Raw genomic sequence first — 15,141 nt, 5'->3', positions numbered from 1 at the left:
TGTAAAAGGTATTGGCGAGGATAAAATGTTTGATATTTTCCATTATGCAAACACTGATGAATTAAACATGACTTCTGGTTTCTCCGAATTGAGATCGGCATGCCTTCGAGTTGCAGCAAATAAATATGGGGCGAACTCAACTGAGGTTCAAGCAGTTCAAAAAGCTTTTGATGCAGCAAAAATTAAGTAAGTAAGAAATATAGTTCTTATCCGTATTGATGAACTCAACACATAATGGTTGTATAAGTAAGAGGATAGGCCAGGTTCTGCTATTGTTTCGACAACATTATGGAAAGTTAGATAGTACCTTAGGTACTATCTAGCTTTTTACAGAATAAAATGTCGGAAAATTTGTTTTTTGTTATAATATTAATATAATAGGATGAAGAATATTATGGATACACATATAATAGCAAAAGAAGAAATAATAACATTATTAAGCAGTTGGTATAATGCAATTATTTCTCAACATATAATAAAAGCTAAACACTTAAAAGAAGAGATTGATAGAAATATTCATAGTATTGAAGAAGACTCTAATATCTCTATCTATTATTCCCTACTTAACTTTAGATATAATTTACTGGTTTGTGATATAGATGGTTCTAAAGACTGTCTAGAAAAGATTGCTCCATTTCCAGAACAAACCGAAACATTTTTGAAATATTATTATCATTTCTTCAAAGCTATTTATGCAATTTCAGTTGGAAATCATAATGAAGCTAAAGAACAATATGAGAAGGCTGAAAAACTCTTAGCAACTATTCCAGATGAATTAGAAAAGGCTGAATTTGATTACATGTTTGCAGTATTCCATTATCAATCCTTAAACCCGTTGTTGGCTGCTAAATATGCTAATAAGGCAAAAGAGGTATTTTCGAAGCATACAGGATATGAAATGAAAGTTGCTTCCTGTCAAAACACCATAGGACTTGCTTGTACTAAACTTAGGCTGTATGAAATTGCTGAGGAAAATTTCATTTCAGCTCTTAGAATATTTGAAAAATATGGCGAAGAACAACTAATAGCTAAAGTGAAACATAATTTAGGATTATTATATGCTGATCAAAACCTTTCAGAGTTAGCGATTAAGTATTTAAAGGATTCCTTAAAAAATAACCCTAAAACTATGTTTTTATTAGCTAGGGAATACTATAAGTTAAGAGAAAATTTTCTTGCTGCAGATCTAATTGAACAAGGATATAACCTTACAAAACTTAAAGAATATAAGTGCCATTTTGCTATCTTAAGAGAACTGAATAAGGGAGCAGAGATTGAGGAACTAGAGAAAGTTATTATGACAGGAATATATTACTTCAAGAAAGAAAATCTATGGGGTCATGTAAAAGAATATGCTTCAATTCTCGGAAATAAATTCTATGACCTAAGCAATGATGAAAAAGCCAGTAGATTCTTTCACATTGCCCTAGATGCTGACAAAAAAGATTTGGAGAAGGGAGCCTAAAAATAATGAAAAAATTACTTTTAACTGTAATGATTTTTACAGGGATTTTATCTTTTGGTGTTGCTAATCAATCTATTGAAGAGCCATCAGCTAAAGCTAATCTACTTTGTTTAGATCATGGAGAAACTATCTAATTGAAAAAAGAGAGTGCCTTTTTTGGAAAAGGGACTCTCTTTTTTCAATTATTTTATTATTTATGATTCACATACGTATCAAACTATAAGTGGATATATCCAGCTGTAATACGTTGCGCCTCCATTAAACGTTTTCCGGTCACCGGTGTTATTTCAGCACGCCATTTATCCCGCATTAACGGGCAGTAATACTCCCGCCTCAAAATTCTGCGAAAGCATTGTCCAGCTCTAGCGGCTAGAATCTCCGGTCGTTTCGCCCTCTCGGACGAGGCAAAAAGCGCCTTTCTGTCGGGGGCCCCAACGTCCTGCGATTCTGAGCGAGCCGCTTACGCTTTTCTAAAGAAGTTAGGTGGGAGATAAACTGCCCGTAAAAGCCCGATTGGTTCAACTAATAATCAGTGGGGGATGGAGAAAACCCCCATTGATTGAAGTTTCACTTTATCAGCAGCGTCTTGTGATACAGTGGCATCTATAAATAACTCTTTCGTCTTATCATGAACAATTAATGGGAAATCAGCTTTTGCACCAACTGCAGAAGCGTGGACCCAATCTTCTGGATTTACACTTTTCCAGTTCCAATAGCCATTTCCATCTTTTACTTTATAATTGTCTTTTACAATATCGACGAAGTTTTCATATTTTGAGTGTAAGGCAACTGGAAGCGAAACATTAGTAAAGTTTGCTGCATGCATAGGCTGATTAACATCTCCTAAATAATGAAGTGATAATCCTAAATAGAAAAATGCATTTTTCAAATCGTTATCGGAAGTTAATTAGATCCATCTTATAAAATAATAAAGATGATAAAGTAATAGGAATACTGTTTTAATAATCTATTTCTTAATATTGCTGTCTATAGAAAAAATGTTCATTTTAATTACAACCTAAATAATAATAGATTGGTAAATATTGTATCACTATGCCCCGTTTTTACACGTATCTCGGCTGAACCCCTAGAAAAAAATTTTCCCTGTAATGTTTATGGAAAATCAAATTACTATTCATAGGATAATAATAGTATGAGTTATTTATGGTTGATATGACTATATTTATATGTAATTGTGCATTTCCAAATAAAGTAAAATTACATATGAAGTACCATTAAATTATATTAAAAACATTTTTTAGCAAGAGATTAATATAGATCAATGAAAATCACTATATTGTAGGTTTAATTATCATAGTATAATTATTTCACTTAGTGAAGTGATTAATAGCATTTAATTTTTTTTAATATAATTTTTTTATATTATAAATATAAAATATCTGAATTATTAAATATAAATGATGAAATTTTATTGTTTACTTATTAAAAACATAGTGTTTAAATGAGGGGGAAGTAAGGTCCTTACATTCTATGAGAAGTAAATAATAACCAGAGTTTAACACTCTATCCGAAAGAATTCTCCTTCCTCAAGCGTGTGCAAGGAGAGAGCCTAGCGCTAGGTCGTTCAAGATATATGAATAAGATTGTAAAAAGACAATAGTGAAGAGGTGTACTGAATGAAAAATAAAATAATTAAAGGATTTTTAATAACATCCATTGTTACTGGGGCAGCTATTCCTATCAATACTCTCGCAACGCCAATCGTTAAGGCAGAAACGCAACAAGAGAACACGGATATTTCCTCATCATTACGAAAATTAGGTGCGCAATCTAAATTAATCCAAACATATATAGATCAAGCTTTAATGAGCCCTAATGTACAGCTTGAGGAAGTCCCAGCTTTAAACACAAACCAATTCCTAATCAAGCAAGATATGAAAGAATGGTCATCGGAACTTTATCCAAATTTAATTCTATTAAATTCAAAAAGTAAAGGATTTGTAACTAAATTTAATAGCTATTATCCAACATTAAAAGCGTTTGTAGACACTAAAGAAGATAAAGAAGGGTTTGTAGATAGACTAGAAGTTCTTCAAGACATGGCTATGACGAACCAAGAAAACGTGCAACGTCAGATTAATGAATTAACAGATCTTAAATTACAGCTTGATACAAAACTGAAAGATCTCGATACTGATGTGACAAAAGCGCAGGGTGTCCTAAGTTCAGATGGAACAGGGAAAATAGACCAGTTAAAAAATGAATTACTAAATACTCAAAAATCAATTCAAGATGATTTACAACAAATCGCATTGTTACCAGGAGCTTTAAATGAACAAGGGTTTGTTATATTTAAAGAAGTCTATAACCTTTCAAAAGATATCATTGAACCTGCTGCTCAAACAGCGGTGGCAGCGTATAACAAAGGCAAAGAAATTAACAACTCTATTTTAGAAGCAGAGAAAAAAGCAGAGCAAGAAGCGAAAGAAAAGGGTAAATGTGCTCTAGAGATTGAAGCTGCCAAAAAAGAAGCTCGTGATGCAATTGAGAAAAGCAAACAAGCTGAAATAGCTGCAGCTGCAGTTGCAAAAACGAAAGAGTATGACCTTACGAAAGTTATTGACCGTGAAAAACTTAAAAAAACATATAGTGCCTTCGCTGAGGTAAATAAACTAACAGCAGAGAAACGAGCACATTTAGATGATTTAGAGACACAAAACCAAAAATTTTATGATTTAACAAAGAATCTAAAAATAGCAGATTTACAAAAATCAATGCTTCTTCTTATGCAAAATGATTTACATACATTTGCAAATCAAGTAAATGTAGAACTTGACCTACTAAAACGCTATAAATCAGACTTGGATCTAATCAAAAATAGTATTACAAAATTATCTACTAATGTTGATACAACTAACCAGCAGTCTCAAAAAGATACATTAAGACAATTAAAAAATGTAACAAGTTACCTTGAAGAGCAAGTTTATAAATTTTAATATTATGTTTTTTAAAATTTGCAAAGATTATAAGAATCTATCGAAAGACTAAGGAGGAGAATAGATATGAAGAAACTTCCATTTAAAGTGTTGACTTTGGCCACTCTGGCAACGGTTATCACTGCTACTACCGGTAACACTATTCATGCATTTGCACAAGAAACGACCGCTCAAGAACAAAAAGTAGGGAATTATGAATTAGGGCCTGAAGGGCTGAAGAAAGCATTAGCTGGAACAGGATCTCATATTCTTGTAATGGATTTGTACGCAAAAACAATGATTAAACAACCAAATGTAAATTTATCTAATATTGATTTAGGCTCAGAAGGAGCAGAATTAATTAAAAATATTCACCTTAATCAGGAACTGTCACGAATCAATGCGAATTATTGGTTAGATACAGCGAAGCCGAAGATTCAAAAAACAGCACGTAATATTGTAAATTACGATGAACAATTTAAAAATTATTACGATATATTGGAAGCTGCTGTACAAAAGAAAGATAAAGCAGAGTTAAAAGAGGGCATAAATGATTTAATCACTACAATTAATACAAATTCAAAAGAAGTCACAGAAGTAATTAAGATGTTACAAGAGTTCAAAACAAAACTGTATGACAATTCTATAGGGTTTAAAAATAATGTTGGTGGCCCAGATGGGCAAGGTGGATTAACGGCACTATTAGCTGGAAATAATGCATTGATTCCACAACTTCAAGCTGAAATTGAGAAGCTACGTTCTACTCAGACAGAGCATTTTAACAATGTATTAGCATGGTCAATTGGTGGTGGATTGGGAGCATTCATTTTAGTTGCTGCAGCCATTGCAGGAGGAGTAGTAATTGTTGTGACTGGCGGTACAGCAACACCAGCTGTTGTTGGTGGCCTTGCAGCTCTCGGTGCAGCTGGTATCGGTTTAGGAACAGCTGCTGGTGTCACGGCGTCTAAGCATATGGACTCTTATAACGAAATTTCTAAAAAAATCGGAGAATTAGGTACGAAAGCCGATCTTGCTAGCCAAGCAGTTATTTCGCTTACTAACGCGAAAGCAACTTTGACAGATCTGTATCAAACAGTGGATCAAGCGATACTGTCTCTAACAAATATCCAACAACAATGGAATAAAATGGGGGCCAATTATACAGATTTACATGATAATATCGACTCTATGCAAGAACATAAATTCTCTTTAATACTTGATGATTTAAAAGCTGCTAAACAAAGTTGGAGTGATATTCATAAAGATGCAGAATTCATTTCGAAAGACATCGCTTTTAAACAAGAATAGAACTTATAATCAAAACCTATATTAGGAGGAATATGAAATGCTAAATAAAATCCCTTACAAATTAATCGTTGCATCGGCGCTTTTAACTATGACAACAACTTCTGTAGTCTCACCAGTAGCAACTTATGCAAGTGAAATTGAACAAACGAACAATGGAGATACGTCTCTTTCAGCAAATGAAGCAAAGATGAAAGAAACCTTGCAAAAGGCTGGGTTATTTGCAAAATCTATGAATGCCTATTCTTATATGTTAATTAAGAATCCAGATGTGAATTTTGAAGGAATTACTATTAATGGATATGTAGATTTACCTGGTAGAATTGTACAAGATCAAAAGAATGCAAGATCACATGCAGTTACATGGGATACGCAAGTAAAAAAACAGCTTTTAGATACATTAACAGGCATTATTGAATACGATACAACATTTGAAAATTATTATGAAACAATAGTAGATGCGATTAATACAGGGGATGGAGAGACTTTAAAAGAAGGGATCACAGATTTACGAGGTGAAATTCAACAAAACCAAAAGTCTGCACAACAATTAATACAAGAATTAACTAAATTAAGAGACGCTATTGGACAAGATGTTAGAGCATTTGGAAGCGATAAAGAACTCTTGCAGTCGATTTTAAAAAACCAAGGTGCTGATGTTGAGGCCGATGAAAAGCGTCTACAACAAATTTTAGACTCAGTAAACTATTATAAAAAATTAGAGTCTGATGGATTTAATGTAATGAAGGGCGCCATTTTGGGCCTACCGATCATTGGTGGTATCATAGTGGGTATAGCAAGAGATAATTTATCTAAGTTAGAGCCTACATTAGCAGAATTACGTCAGACTGTAGATTATAAAACAACATTAAATCGTGTAGTTGGAGTTGCGTATATTAATATTAATGAGATGCATAAGGCACTTGATGATGCTATTAATGCTCTTACTTATATGTCCACGCAGTGGCATGATTTAGATTCTCAATATTCGGGAGTACTGGGACATATTGAGACTGCATCTCAAAAAGCTGATCAAAATAAATTTAAATTCTTAAAACCTAACTTGAATGCTGCTAAAGATAGTTGGAAAACATTAAGAACAGATGCTGTCACATTAAAAGAAGGGATAAAAGAATTAAAAGTGGAATCTGTTACTCCACAAAAATAAGGAAATATTGGTTCCGTTGCAAAGTTACTCAAAACATAGAGAATCTATGATTACATTGTTAAATGGTTATAAAATAATTAGTAAATCCCTATATAACGAAAAGGCGAAGTCTGATTCAAGACTTCGCCTTTCACTATAAATTTTCTTTAATACTTGATGATTTAAAGGCTGCTAAACAAAGTTGAAATGATATTCATAACGATGCAGAACTAGCTTCAAAAGATATCGCTTTTAAAGGAGAAATGAACTTACAATCAAAACCTATATAGGAGGAATATGAAATGATGAAAAAACTCCCTTACAAAATACTCGCTGTATCAACGTTTTTAACTATGACAACCACTTATGCAGTCACACCAGTAGCAACTTTTGCAAGTGAAATTGAACAAACTAACACTGGAGATATGTCTCTTTCAGCAAATGAAGAGAAGATGAAAAAAGCTTTGCAAGATGCTGGGGTATTTGCAAAATCTACGAATGACTATTCTTGTTTGTTAATTAATAATCCAGATGTGAATTTTGAAGGGATTATTATTAATGGGTATGCAGATTTACCTATTAAAATTGTACAAGATCAAAAGAATGCAAGAGAACATGCTGTTAAATGGGATACGCAAATAAAAGGACAGCTTTTGGATACATTGACAGGCATTATTGAATACGATACAAAATTTGATAATCATTATGGAACATTAGTAGAGGCAATTCATACAGGGAACGGAGATATTCTTAAAAAAGGGATTACAGATTTACGAGGTGAAATTCAACAAAACGAAGAGTATGCACAAAAATTAATACAAGAATTAACTAAGTTAAAAGACGATATTGGACAAGATGTTAGAGCATTTGGAAGCGATAAAGATCTCTTGCAGTCGATTTTAAAAAACCAAGGAGCTGCGGTTGAGGACGATCAAAAGCGTCTAAATGAAGTTTTAGGACAAGTAAACTATCAGAAAGACATAGAATCTAAAGGATTGACAATGGTAAAGATTCCGTTTTTTCCCGTAATGATTTCTGGTGGTATAATGATAGGTGATGCAAGAAGTAAGTTAGGCTGGTTAGAGCCAGAATTAGCAAAATTACGTCAGACTGTAGATTATAAACTAACATTAAATCGTGTAGTTGGAGTTGCGTTTAATAATATTGATCAGATGCATAGTGCGATTGATAATGCTCTGAAATCTCTTACTTTTATGTACGACCAATGGAGTGATTTAGATCGTCAATATGGATCAGTTCTACAATTTATTGATAAGGCATCTGAAAAAGCTGATCAAAATAAATTTAAATTCTTACTACCCAACTTGAATGCAGCTAAAGACAGTTGGAAAACAGTAAGAACAGATGCGTTCACATTAAAAGAAGGGATAAAAGAATTAAAAATGCAACCCGTCACTCCACAAAAATAAGGAGATATCGGTTCTTTTTTAAAGCTTTTGAATAAACATGGCAAACTTAAGTTAGACGTTAAAGTTCTGCCATGATAAAAAAGAGAGCGGTTTGCTCTCTTGAGGGCTCTGGTGCAGAAAATTAAAAATGATTGAAAAAAGTCTTCAAAAATTATAAAGAATAGGTCATAAAGACTATTTAGGTGCAAGTATAATAAATGTAAAAATAATGTATGGACAAATTCCATTTAATCTTTAGAAAAATCTACTTGTTGGTGAGAAATTTATCTTTTGGTTCATGCATTTTCTTTATGTGGAACATCATCAGCATTTGGAGAACCCCTTCGGTTTATCCTACCGAAAAATATACTATTCCTTTTAAATTGGTATGTATAGTGACCTCAATTAAAGGAATAGTATATTTTTTCCGTCTTGGGGGTAATTCTTTTTCTTAGCTTGATGGCGATGTGGCGGTATCCCATATAACTTATGTTATTGAACTCTTTTATTATGTATCAATAAATACTAAGCATACTATTTAAACAACCTTTTAATAAAAAATTTCTTTTCTAAAAACAAACTACTTGTAGTACAAGCCAACATAAATCTAAGTTATTGCCGTTCTTGTTCCGTTACTACACAGATCCTCTTTGCTACTATTAAGGTACCACCAATTGCCCAGTAAATATGTATCAATCAAAATAAAGCAGGCCAAACAAAAGCTGTGTAACCTATACCCTTTAACCATTTTGAACGTTGTTTTTGAGATTTATTTAGTAAAATAAATTGAGGTTCATCTTCCTCTACTTGATGATTTTCGTTCCACGGAATCGCTCATGTCTAATGAGTTTAAGTAGGGCCTTAGGCCACCGGCGTTAGCCCCAAGACGATTAAAAGGAGCGCAACGGACAATAAAATCCAGCTAGGATGAGGGCGGCGCATTACCCAAAAAGAGATGATAGCACCATATAGAAAAGAGCTACCTGCAAGTAGGCCAGTCACGAGCCTTGCATCCTGCTTGAACCAGATTGCGGCGGCAATCAAGGTGAGCCCGCTGATTAACCAATTGAGCGTGGTAAAATGCAAAAGCAATCGTACGAGCTTTTGTATCGGTGCAGATATCTGCCCATTCGCCACAAAAACTGCCTCAATCGGCTTGATTATCAGCCGTTTCATCAGTATGCCGTGAACTATCGCGGTACCACCGCCGATGACCCCGGCCGCCGTCAATGTAATACTATGCCAGTCCATATCCATACACCTCCAGAGAATTTTACTAATGGGGAGATATCACTACATGCGCATCAAGCTATGAAAATATAAGTACTCCAAAACAAAAAAATGTACATTTTTTTGTTTTGATGGGCGTTATAAACTTCTTAAGTTGATGGATATATGGCGGTACACCTATATTTCTATTCGCCTTTTTCTAACATTAGAACCACGAATCTTGGTGAAGACATTGGTTTTCGCCCTGTCCTGGGGTCCATCCTCGCTTTTTCTAATTCTTCCGCAACTATTTTTCTTACCTCACCTGCTGCAAACATAACTTGTTAGACTATAGGGCAGGATTATTTAATAAGAATATCTTTAAAGACCTAACAAAGGGGTATTAATTTCCTATATAATTATAATAAACAAAAAATAGATTATTTTAGGATGGCTGATATCTTGAAAACGAAAGCTAAATATCAAACTTGGATACGAATTTACAAACTACTTATTTTTTTGGTTATTTCACTCATTTTTCTCTTGGTAACATTATTACCTGTTAATTTATATCTGCGAGTCCTGTCAGGGGTTTTAGCGTTGCCTTTTATGTATATAGCATTCATACTTTCTTATTCAGTTTACCAATTCGCAGCATTTGGAGGGAATTATCAGTCAAAAATACATGATTTAATTGTTGCCAAGGTGAATTGGGATGGAAAAGGAAAAATACTAGATATAGGAACAGGCAGTGGTTCACTGATTATTAAACTGGCAAAGACTTTTCCTAAGTCCTTTTTAACTGGAATTGATTATTGGGGAGGGAATTGGGAATATTCGAAAGCTCAATGTCAACAGAATGCTGAAATAGAAGGGGTCTCTGATAGGGTTGATTTTCTGAAAGCAAGTGCTGCAGAACTCCCTTTTAATGATGATGAATTTGATATAATTGTAAGTTGTCTAACCTTTCATGAAGTAAAAGATAGAGAAAATAAAACTGAAGTAATTAAAGAAGCATTAAGAGTGTTAAAACCTGGTGGTGAATTTGTCTTCTTAGATTTGTTTATGGATGAAAAAATATTTGGGGATGAAAAAGAGCTCTTAAATGTCTTAAAGAAACATGGTGTATCTGCATTGAATAGCTACAAGCTTGCTAAAGAAATGAAATTGCCAAAGTTCTTATTGAACAAAAAAGTATTAGGAAATGCAGTGATTTTGAGTGGAAGGAAATAAGCGTGCACTAATTTGCTTACGAAAATAGCGCTGACTGCTCTATTATAAGGGCAACTACTTTATTCACTTAGTGAGCGATCATATACCTATTCAAGAATAGGGCGCTATTGTGGAGCAACATAGATAGGGAATGATCAAACTTTTTTACAAAAGAGTGAACCAACTGAAAATATTAAGAGCGTGTTTTAATTAATCTTTTTTCAAAACACGCTCTTTTCTATGATTATTTATCAAGATTATTAGTATCAATTTGATCAAACTTTATTTTAAAGCAACACCAGCATTTTGTTTGGAATTATTTTTCTCTTAAACTCGTCTCATATTCTTTTACTTCATCCAGCGTTCTAAATACTACTACATTAAAAATCTCTTTTTCATTACCACAAATAACAACAAACCCATCAGTTGTTTGTAATACTCTTCCTACATTTCCATTCTGAAGAGGAATGCTAGTCGGATGTTTAATATTCATCTTATTTTTCTTAGCAATATATTCATCAATCGGCATCCTAATGGGGAATTCATTTTGCAATTTTTTGGTGGTATACAGGGAAGCTGAACTTTCATTCTTTGCTGAGGCTTTTTGATAATTTGGTGTACAAGCTGTTAAAGACATGAATAATGCACCGGAAACAAAAAGCAAAGAAAGCTTTTCAAACATAAAATAATTCACTCCATTCAGTATTCAATTAGTCACCAAATTAGAATAGCAAAAGGGTTCTATTAAATTTGTTGCAATGTGTCTGTCGAAAAAAGAAAAGAATGCACTTATTTAGTGATTTTCCCCGAAATACTAAAAGGTTACTACGAAAATTTGTAAATATAAGGATAAAATATGCATTAGGGGAGAAAAAAGTTTGTACAAGTTATATATGAAGGGCATAAACAAAAGAAAAGACCTCTTCCGAGTATCTTTTGTGATAATTAGTTTATGAATTGTGAAAGTGGACCTTGTAGGATTCGAACCTACGACCGGACGGTTATGAGCCGTCTGCTCTAACCAGTTGAGCTAAAGGTCCATGGTAAGCGATTAGTTTTCCAAGCTAATCGCAATAATGAAGTATACCGATATAATTATATAATATTTTGAATGAAAAGAAAAGACACTCAATGAGTGCCTTCCTTCAGTTCTTTAGTTCACCAATTGTTTTTCTATAGGGTTTCAACATGATTAATGAAAAATATAGAGCAGATCTATAACAAAATAATAGCATTATGTTACCTGGTGTTTTCATGCAATTTTACATATGAGAGAATTCGTCCAACGAGGGTCTATAAAATCAGTATTTTAATGAACAGAAACTAAAGATGATTCAATTATATAACGATTAGGCGCGTCACCAATATAATCAAAAGGATAACAGGTTGTTAATGTTAGGAAGCGGTACCATTGTTAGTGGAGAAGCTGCCCATGCAGAAGGGAGCTTTACCACTGCCAGTGGAATTGCTTCCCATGCGGAAGGTACTAAGTACGGAAGCTAGGGGACAATCTTCTCACGCTGAGGGAGGAGGTTCACAAGCGAGTGGTGAATCACCTCATGCGGAAGGTAACTTAACCATCTCTAGTGGAGACTTTTCCCGGACAAGTCCGTCCAAAACCAGAGAGAATTTATTCATAAATTGTTTGGCTTAGCTTCATAAGAGGGAAATGTAGAGGAATTTGCTACTCTATGTTTTTCACTAACATTTTTGTGCCAGAACCAAACTGTTTATAAAGTTAGAGGAGGATGAAATTACAGAATATAAATAAAATTATGTAAACAAAATAAATTATGGTAGAATATGGTTGTGTTATCCGGATCAATGTTTAGCACACTGAGAAAATAATCAACAAATCTGGCTTTAAAGGGGGAATTAATTTGGAAAGAAGAAGTCATAGAATTATTCATCATTTTCGAAGTTTATTAGTTATAAGCCTATGTTTCTTTCTAGTATTTTTGGGTGGTAATAACTCGAAGGCTGAAACAGTTTCTTCTATAGCATTAAATGCTAAAGATGTAGAAGCTTTCACAAATAAAGTAATTCCAGAGAAAATGAAAGCAGAAAATGCACCTGGTGTAGCTATTGTCGTTGTCAAAGATGATCAAATTCTATTTCAAAAAGGATACGGTTTTTCCAACAAAGAACAGAATATTCCCATCGATCCTAAAAAAACCGTTTTTCGATTAGCGTCAGTATCAAAGGTTTTTACTGCTAGTGCTGTAATGCAGTTAGTTGAACAAGGAAAAATTGATTTAAATAAAGATATAGTAAATTATATGGGGGGATTAAAGTACCAAAATAATGTGGGTGAACCAGTTACAATGAAACATTTACTCACTCATACAACAGGTTTTGATGACGTGGATCCTAGATTGGGGGATATTCATGATCAAATAAATGACTATACAAAACTTAAAGATTATGTAGAAGAAAATATGCCCACAGTAGTGAGAAAGCCAGGAGATACGTATACATATGATAATTTTGCTTCTATGCTGCAAGGATATATTGTTCAAAATTTGACAGACACACCTTTTTATAAATATATGGCGAAAAATATTTTTTACCCTTTAGAGATGCAAAATAGTAGTTTTGTTATGACTAATTTTATTAAAGATAAGCTTGCAACAGGATACGATAAAAAAGGCGATGTCATCCCATTTTATCAAACAAGACCGACGGACATGCCACAAGGGAGTATGTTTTCTACAGGAAGTGACGTAGCCAATTTTATGATTGCTCAATTGAATGGTGGTAAATTCAAAAATAAACAAATACTAAAAACAGAAACTGTGCAAGATATGCAACAAACAAAATTTGCGTTGCATCCAAAGTATCCCAATATGACATATGGATTTGAATTCTTTTCACCGCAAAGCCATAATGGTCAATATGTTTTTGGGAAAGGTGGAAATATACCAGGGTTTTCTTCTTTAATGTGGTTAATTCCTGAACATAAATTAGGTGTTTTTGTTGTCACGAATAAAGATAGTTCATTACTTCCTTATAAATTATTTGATGAATTTATGAATCACTATTTTCCAGATAAAACGAAGCCAGAGTATTTAAAACCTAGCGAGGAAGAGTTAAAGAAATTTGAAGGTGTGTACCGTGATTTACGGGTGAAAAACCTTATTACGCATGTGAAAATAAGCGAAGGAAAGTTATTTGTAGCTGATAAAAGGTATGGTAAACAGGAATTAAAACAAATAGATCCTTTACTATTCGAAGATGAAAAGGGTAATTACATGGCGTTTAAACTTCACAAAGATGGTACTGTAAAAGAAATGATACATTGGAACTCTGGTAGTTCAGCGGTGAAATTAAGTGAACCTAAGAGATTTCAAGATGTAGAGGTGAATCATCCATATGCTAAATTCATAGATCCTTTACATCAATATGATATATTAAAAGCAAATAAGGAGGGGAATTTTGTTCCTGAAGCCCCTCTTACACGTGGAGAGTTTTCATATTGGTTGTCTCAAATTGCGTACTTTGCACCACCTTCAAAAAAAGACCCTGTATTTTCTGATGTAAAGGGTCATCAGTATGCATCTCATATTCAAAAGTTATATGAACTGGGTATATTATACGAAAAAGAGGGAGAACAATTTTATCCAGATCGTGCTATCACTAGACAAGAAGCAGCATGGATTGCTTGGCATTATTTAGAAATGCTAGAGGCTCCACCTGCAGAAGCTACTTTAAAAGGAGAAACTGATGATTGGGCGATAGAGTCTGTGAAAAACATTGTAGGTCATCACTTAGTCGGACCAGAGGTTATATATAATGAAGATGGATCAGCAGATTATTTATCAAAACAAATAATGAAACGGCAAGAGGCAGCGGCCTTGTTATTATATGTTATGTTAGGTAGTTAATTTGCCACAAAAATAGAATAAATATCTGAACAGAAAAAGAGGGATAGCATAAAGATGCTATCCTTCTTTATTGAAGTATATTTTTTACTTCTTGGCACAGATACGCCTTAAATCCCTTAATGAGTATTATTATGCATGGTCAAATTTAAATTAAATATTCGGAATAAATAATTATATTTTTTCTATAATTTTTAAATATTTACAATTTATAGAAAAATATAATGTCTTCTAAAGTGTACGTTCAGATTAAAAAAGGAGTTTTTTTATGTTAAAAAAACTAGTAGTTGGGGTTTTAGCAACTGGTATTCTATTGACTAGAGCTGGAGGTGCACTTGCTGCAGAAGAGTTTCCGTATCAAGTAAAAACAAAAGGGTTTAATGGACAACCAGTATCTATTGGTTTTGATAACAAAACGGATTTAGAAGATTACCTAAAGAAACATCCTGTTCCACATTGCCATAAAGCTAAGTTTTTATGATACCCCCAAAACGAAAAAAACGAATTGGGGCTACAAAAGTGAAATATATTATGTGTTAAAACCTGTCTCTTATACACATCTCCGAGCCCACGAGAC

11 protein-coding genes, 1 tRNA gene and 3 pseudogenes are annotated in these 15,141 nt (G+C 33.5%); 10 read left to right on the top strand and 5 right to left on the bottom strand.

The window, feature by feature from the left end:
• The 3 genes from JDS96_RS27365 to JDS96_RS32910 form a co-directional block, all read left to right on the top strand.
• A partial coding sequence (locus JDS96_RS27365; RefSeq protein ID WP_199668674.1) for a M4 family metallopeptidase occupies positions 1 to 190 on the top strand: 190 nt, incomplete at its 5' end.
• Between the two features lie 204 nt (positions 191 to 394).
• Positions 395 to 1,465, top strand: a complete 1,071-nt coding sequence (locus JDS96_RS27360) for a Rap family tetratricopeptide repeat protein (RefSeq protein ID WP_199668673.1) — start codon at positions 395 to 397, stop codon at positions 1,463 to 1,465.
• A gap of 5 nt (positions 1,466 to 1,470) precedes the next feature.
• Positions 1,471 to 1,599 (top strand): hypothetical protein, encoded by a 129-nt coding sequence (locus tag JDS96_RS32910; protein ID WP_257130940.1) that lies wholly within the window; start codon positions 1,471 to 1,473, stop codon positions 1,597 to 1,599.
• A 437-nt stretch (positions 1,600 to 2,036) separates the two neighbouring features.
• Here JDS96_RS32910 and JDS96_RS27350 read toward each other — a convergent pair.
• Positions 2,037 to 2,363: pseudogene (locus JDS96_RS27350) on the bottom strand (zinc dependent phospholipase C family protein); the annotation flags it as partial.
• A 739-nt stretch (positions 2,364 to 3,102) separates the two neighbouring features.
• Here JDS96_RS27350 and hblC point away from each other — a divergent pair.
• From hblC to JDS96_RS27330, 4 genes and pseudogenes are all read left to right on the top strand, one after another.
• Positions 3,103 to 4,422, top strand: a complete 1,320-nt coding sequence (gene hblC / locus JDS96_RS27345) for a hemolysin BL lytic component L2 (protein ID WP_199668672.1) — start codon at positions 3,103 to 3,105, stop codon at positions 4,420 to 4,422.
• Positions 4,423 to 4,488: 66 nt separating this feature from the next.
• Complete coding sequence (hblD, locus tag JDS96_RS27340; RefSeq protein WP_199668671.1) at positions 4,489 to 5,709, top strand: hemolysin BL lytic component L1; 1,221 nt, start codon at positions 4,489 to 4,491, stop codon at positions 5,707 to 5,709.
• A 37-nt stretch (positions 5,710 to 5,746) separates the two neighbouring features.
• Positions 5,747 to 6,874 (top strand): hemolysin BL binding component B, encoded by a 1,128-nt coding sequence (hblA, locus tag JDS96_RS27335; RefSeq protein WP_199668670.1) that lies wholly within the window; start codon positions 5,747 to 5,749, stop codon positions 6,872 to 6,874.
• A gap of 281 nt (positions 6,875 to 7,155) precedes the next feature.
• Positions 7,156 to 8,247, top strand: a pseudogene (locus tag JDS96_RS27330) (ClyA family alpha-helical pore-forming toxin); the annotation flags it as partial.
• 876 nt (positions 8,248 to 9,123) lie between these two features.
• Here JDS96_RS27330 and JDS96_RS27325 read toward each other — a convergent pair.
• On the bottom strand, positions 9,124 to 9,513 hold the full coding sequence (locus tag JDS96_RS27325) for a hypothetical protein (protein ID WP_018766068.1): 390 nt from the start codon (positions 9,511 to 9,513) through the stop codon (positions 9,124 to 9,126).
• A gap of 417 nt (positions 9,514 to 9,930) precedes the next feature.
• Between JDS96_RS27325 and JDS96_RS27320 the strand changes: the two genes are divergently transcribed.
• Positions 9,931 to 10,704, top strand: coding sequence for a class I SAM-dependent methyltransferase (locus JDS96_RS27320; protein ID WP_199668676.1), 774 nt, complete (start codon positions 9,931 to 9,933; stop codon positions 10,702 to 10,704).
• Between the two features lie 295 nt (positions 10,705 to 10,999).
• Here JDS96_RS27320 and JDS96_RS27315 read toward each other — a convergent pair whose 3' ends face one another.
• The 3 genes and pseudogenes from JDS96_RS27315 to JDS96_RS27305 form a co-directional block, all read right to left on the bottom strand.
• Entirely contained in the window at positions 11,000 to 11,365 is a 366-nt protein-coding gene (locus JDS96_RS27315; protein ID WP_199668668.1) for a hypothetical protein, read from the bottom strand.
• A 284-nt stretch (positions 11,366 to 11,649) separates the two neighbouring features.
• Positions 11,650 to 11,723: transfer RNA gene (locus JDS96_RS27310), tRNA-Ile, on the bottom strand.
• A 269-nt stretch (positions 11,724 to 11,992) separates the two neighbouring features.
• A pseudogene (locus tag JDS96_RS27305) lies at positions 11,993 to 12,082 on the bottom strand (class D sortase); the annotation flags it as partial.
• A gap of 481 nt (positions 12,083 to 12,563) precedes the next feature.
• On the opposite strand from JDS96_RS27305, the gene JDS96_RS27295 reads away from it, so the two are divergent.
• A complete protein-coding gene (locus tag JDS96_RS27295; protein WP_206777234.1) occupies positions 12,564 to 14,567 on the top strand; it encodes a serine hydrolase domain-containing protein in 2,004 nt (667 codons plus the stop codon).
• Between the two features lie 265 nt (positions 14,568 to 14,832).
• Complete coding sequence (locus JDS96_RS27290) at positions 14,833 to 15,045, top strand: hypothetical protein (protein WP_006097103.1); 213 nt, start codon at positions 14,833 to 14,835, stop codon at positions 15,043 to 15,045.
• Positions 15,046 to 15,141 lie beyond the last annotated feature (96 nt).

This window comes from Bacillus cereus group sp. N21, assembly GCF_016483395.1.
GTDB classification, from domain to species: domain Bacteria; phylum Bacillota; class Bacilli; order Bacillales; family Bacillaceae_G; genus Bacillus_A; species Bacillus_A pseudomycoides.
This window is presented reverse-complemented; position numbering and strand designations above follow the sequence as displayed.

Excerpts from the sequence above, each read along its gene's own strand:
- JDS96_RS27315 (WP_199668668.1), bottom strand. The coding sequence starts at position 11,365 with ATGTTTGAAAAGCTTTCTTTGCTTTTTGTTTCCGGTGCATTATTCATG.
- JDS96_RS27360 (WP_199668673.1), top strand. The coding sequence starts at position 395 with ATGGATACACATATAATAGCAAAAGAAGAAATAATAACATTATTAAGC.
- hblA (WP_199668670.1), top strand. The coding sequence starts at position 5,747 with ATGCTAAATAAAATCCCTTACAAATTAATCGTTGCATCGGCGCTTTTA.
- JDS96_RS27290 (WP_006097103.1), top strand. The coding sequence starts at position 14,833 with ATGTTAAAAAAACTAGTAGTTGGGGTTTTAGCAACTGGTATTCTATTG.
- hblC (WP_199668672.1), top strand. The coding sequence starts at position 3,103 with ATGAAAAATAAAATAATTAAAGGATTTTTAATAACATCCATTGTTACT.
- JDS96_RS32910 (WP_257130940.1), top strand. The coding sequence starts at position 1,471 with ATGAAAAAATTACTTTTAACTGTAATGATTTTTACAGGGATTTTATCT.
- hblD (WP_199668671.1), top strand. The coding sequence starts at position 4,489 with ATGAAGAAACTTCCATTTAAAGTGTTGACTTTGGCCACTCTGGCAACG.
- JDS96_RS27325 (WP_018766068.1), bottom strand. The coding sequence starts at position 9,513 with ATGGACTGGCATAGTATTACATTGACGGCGGCCGGGGTCATCGGCGGT.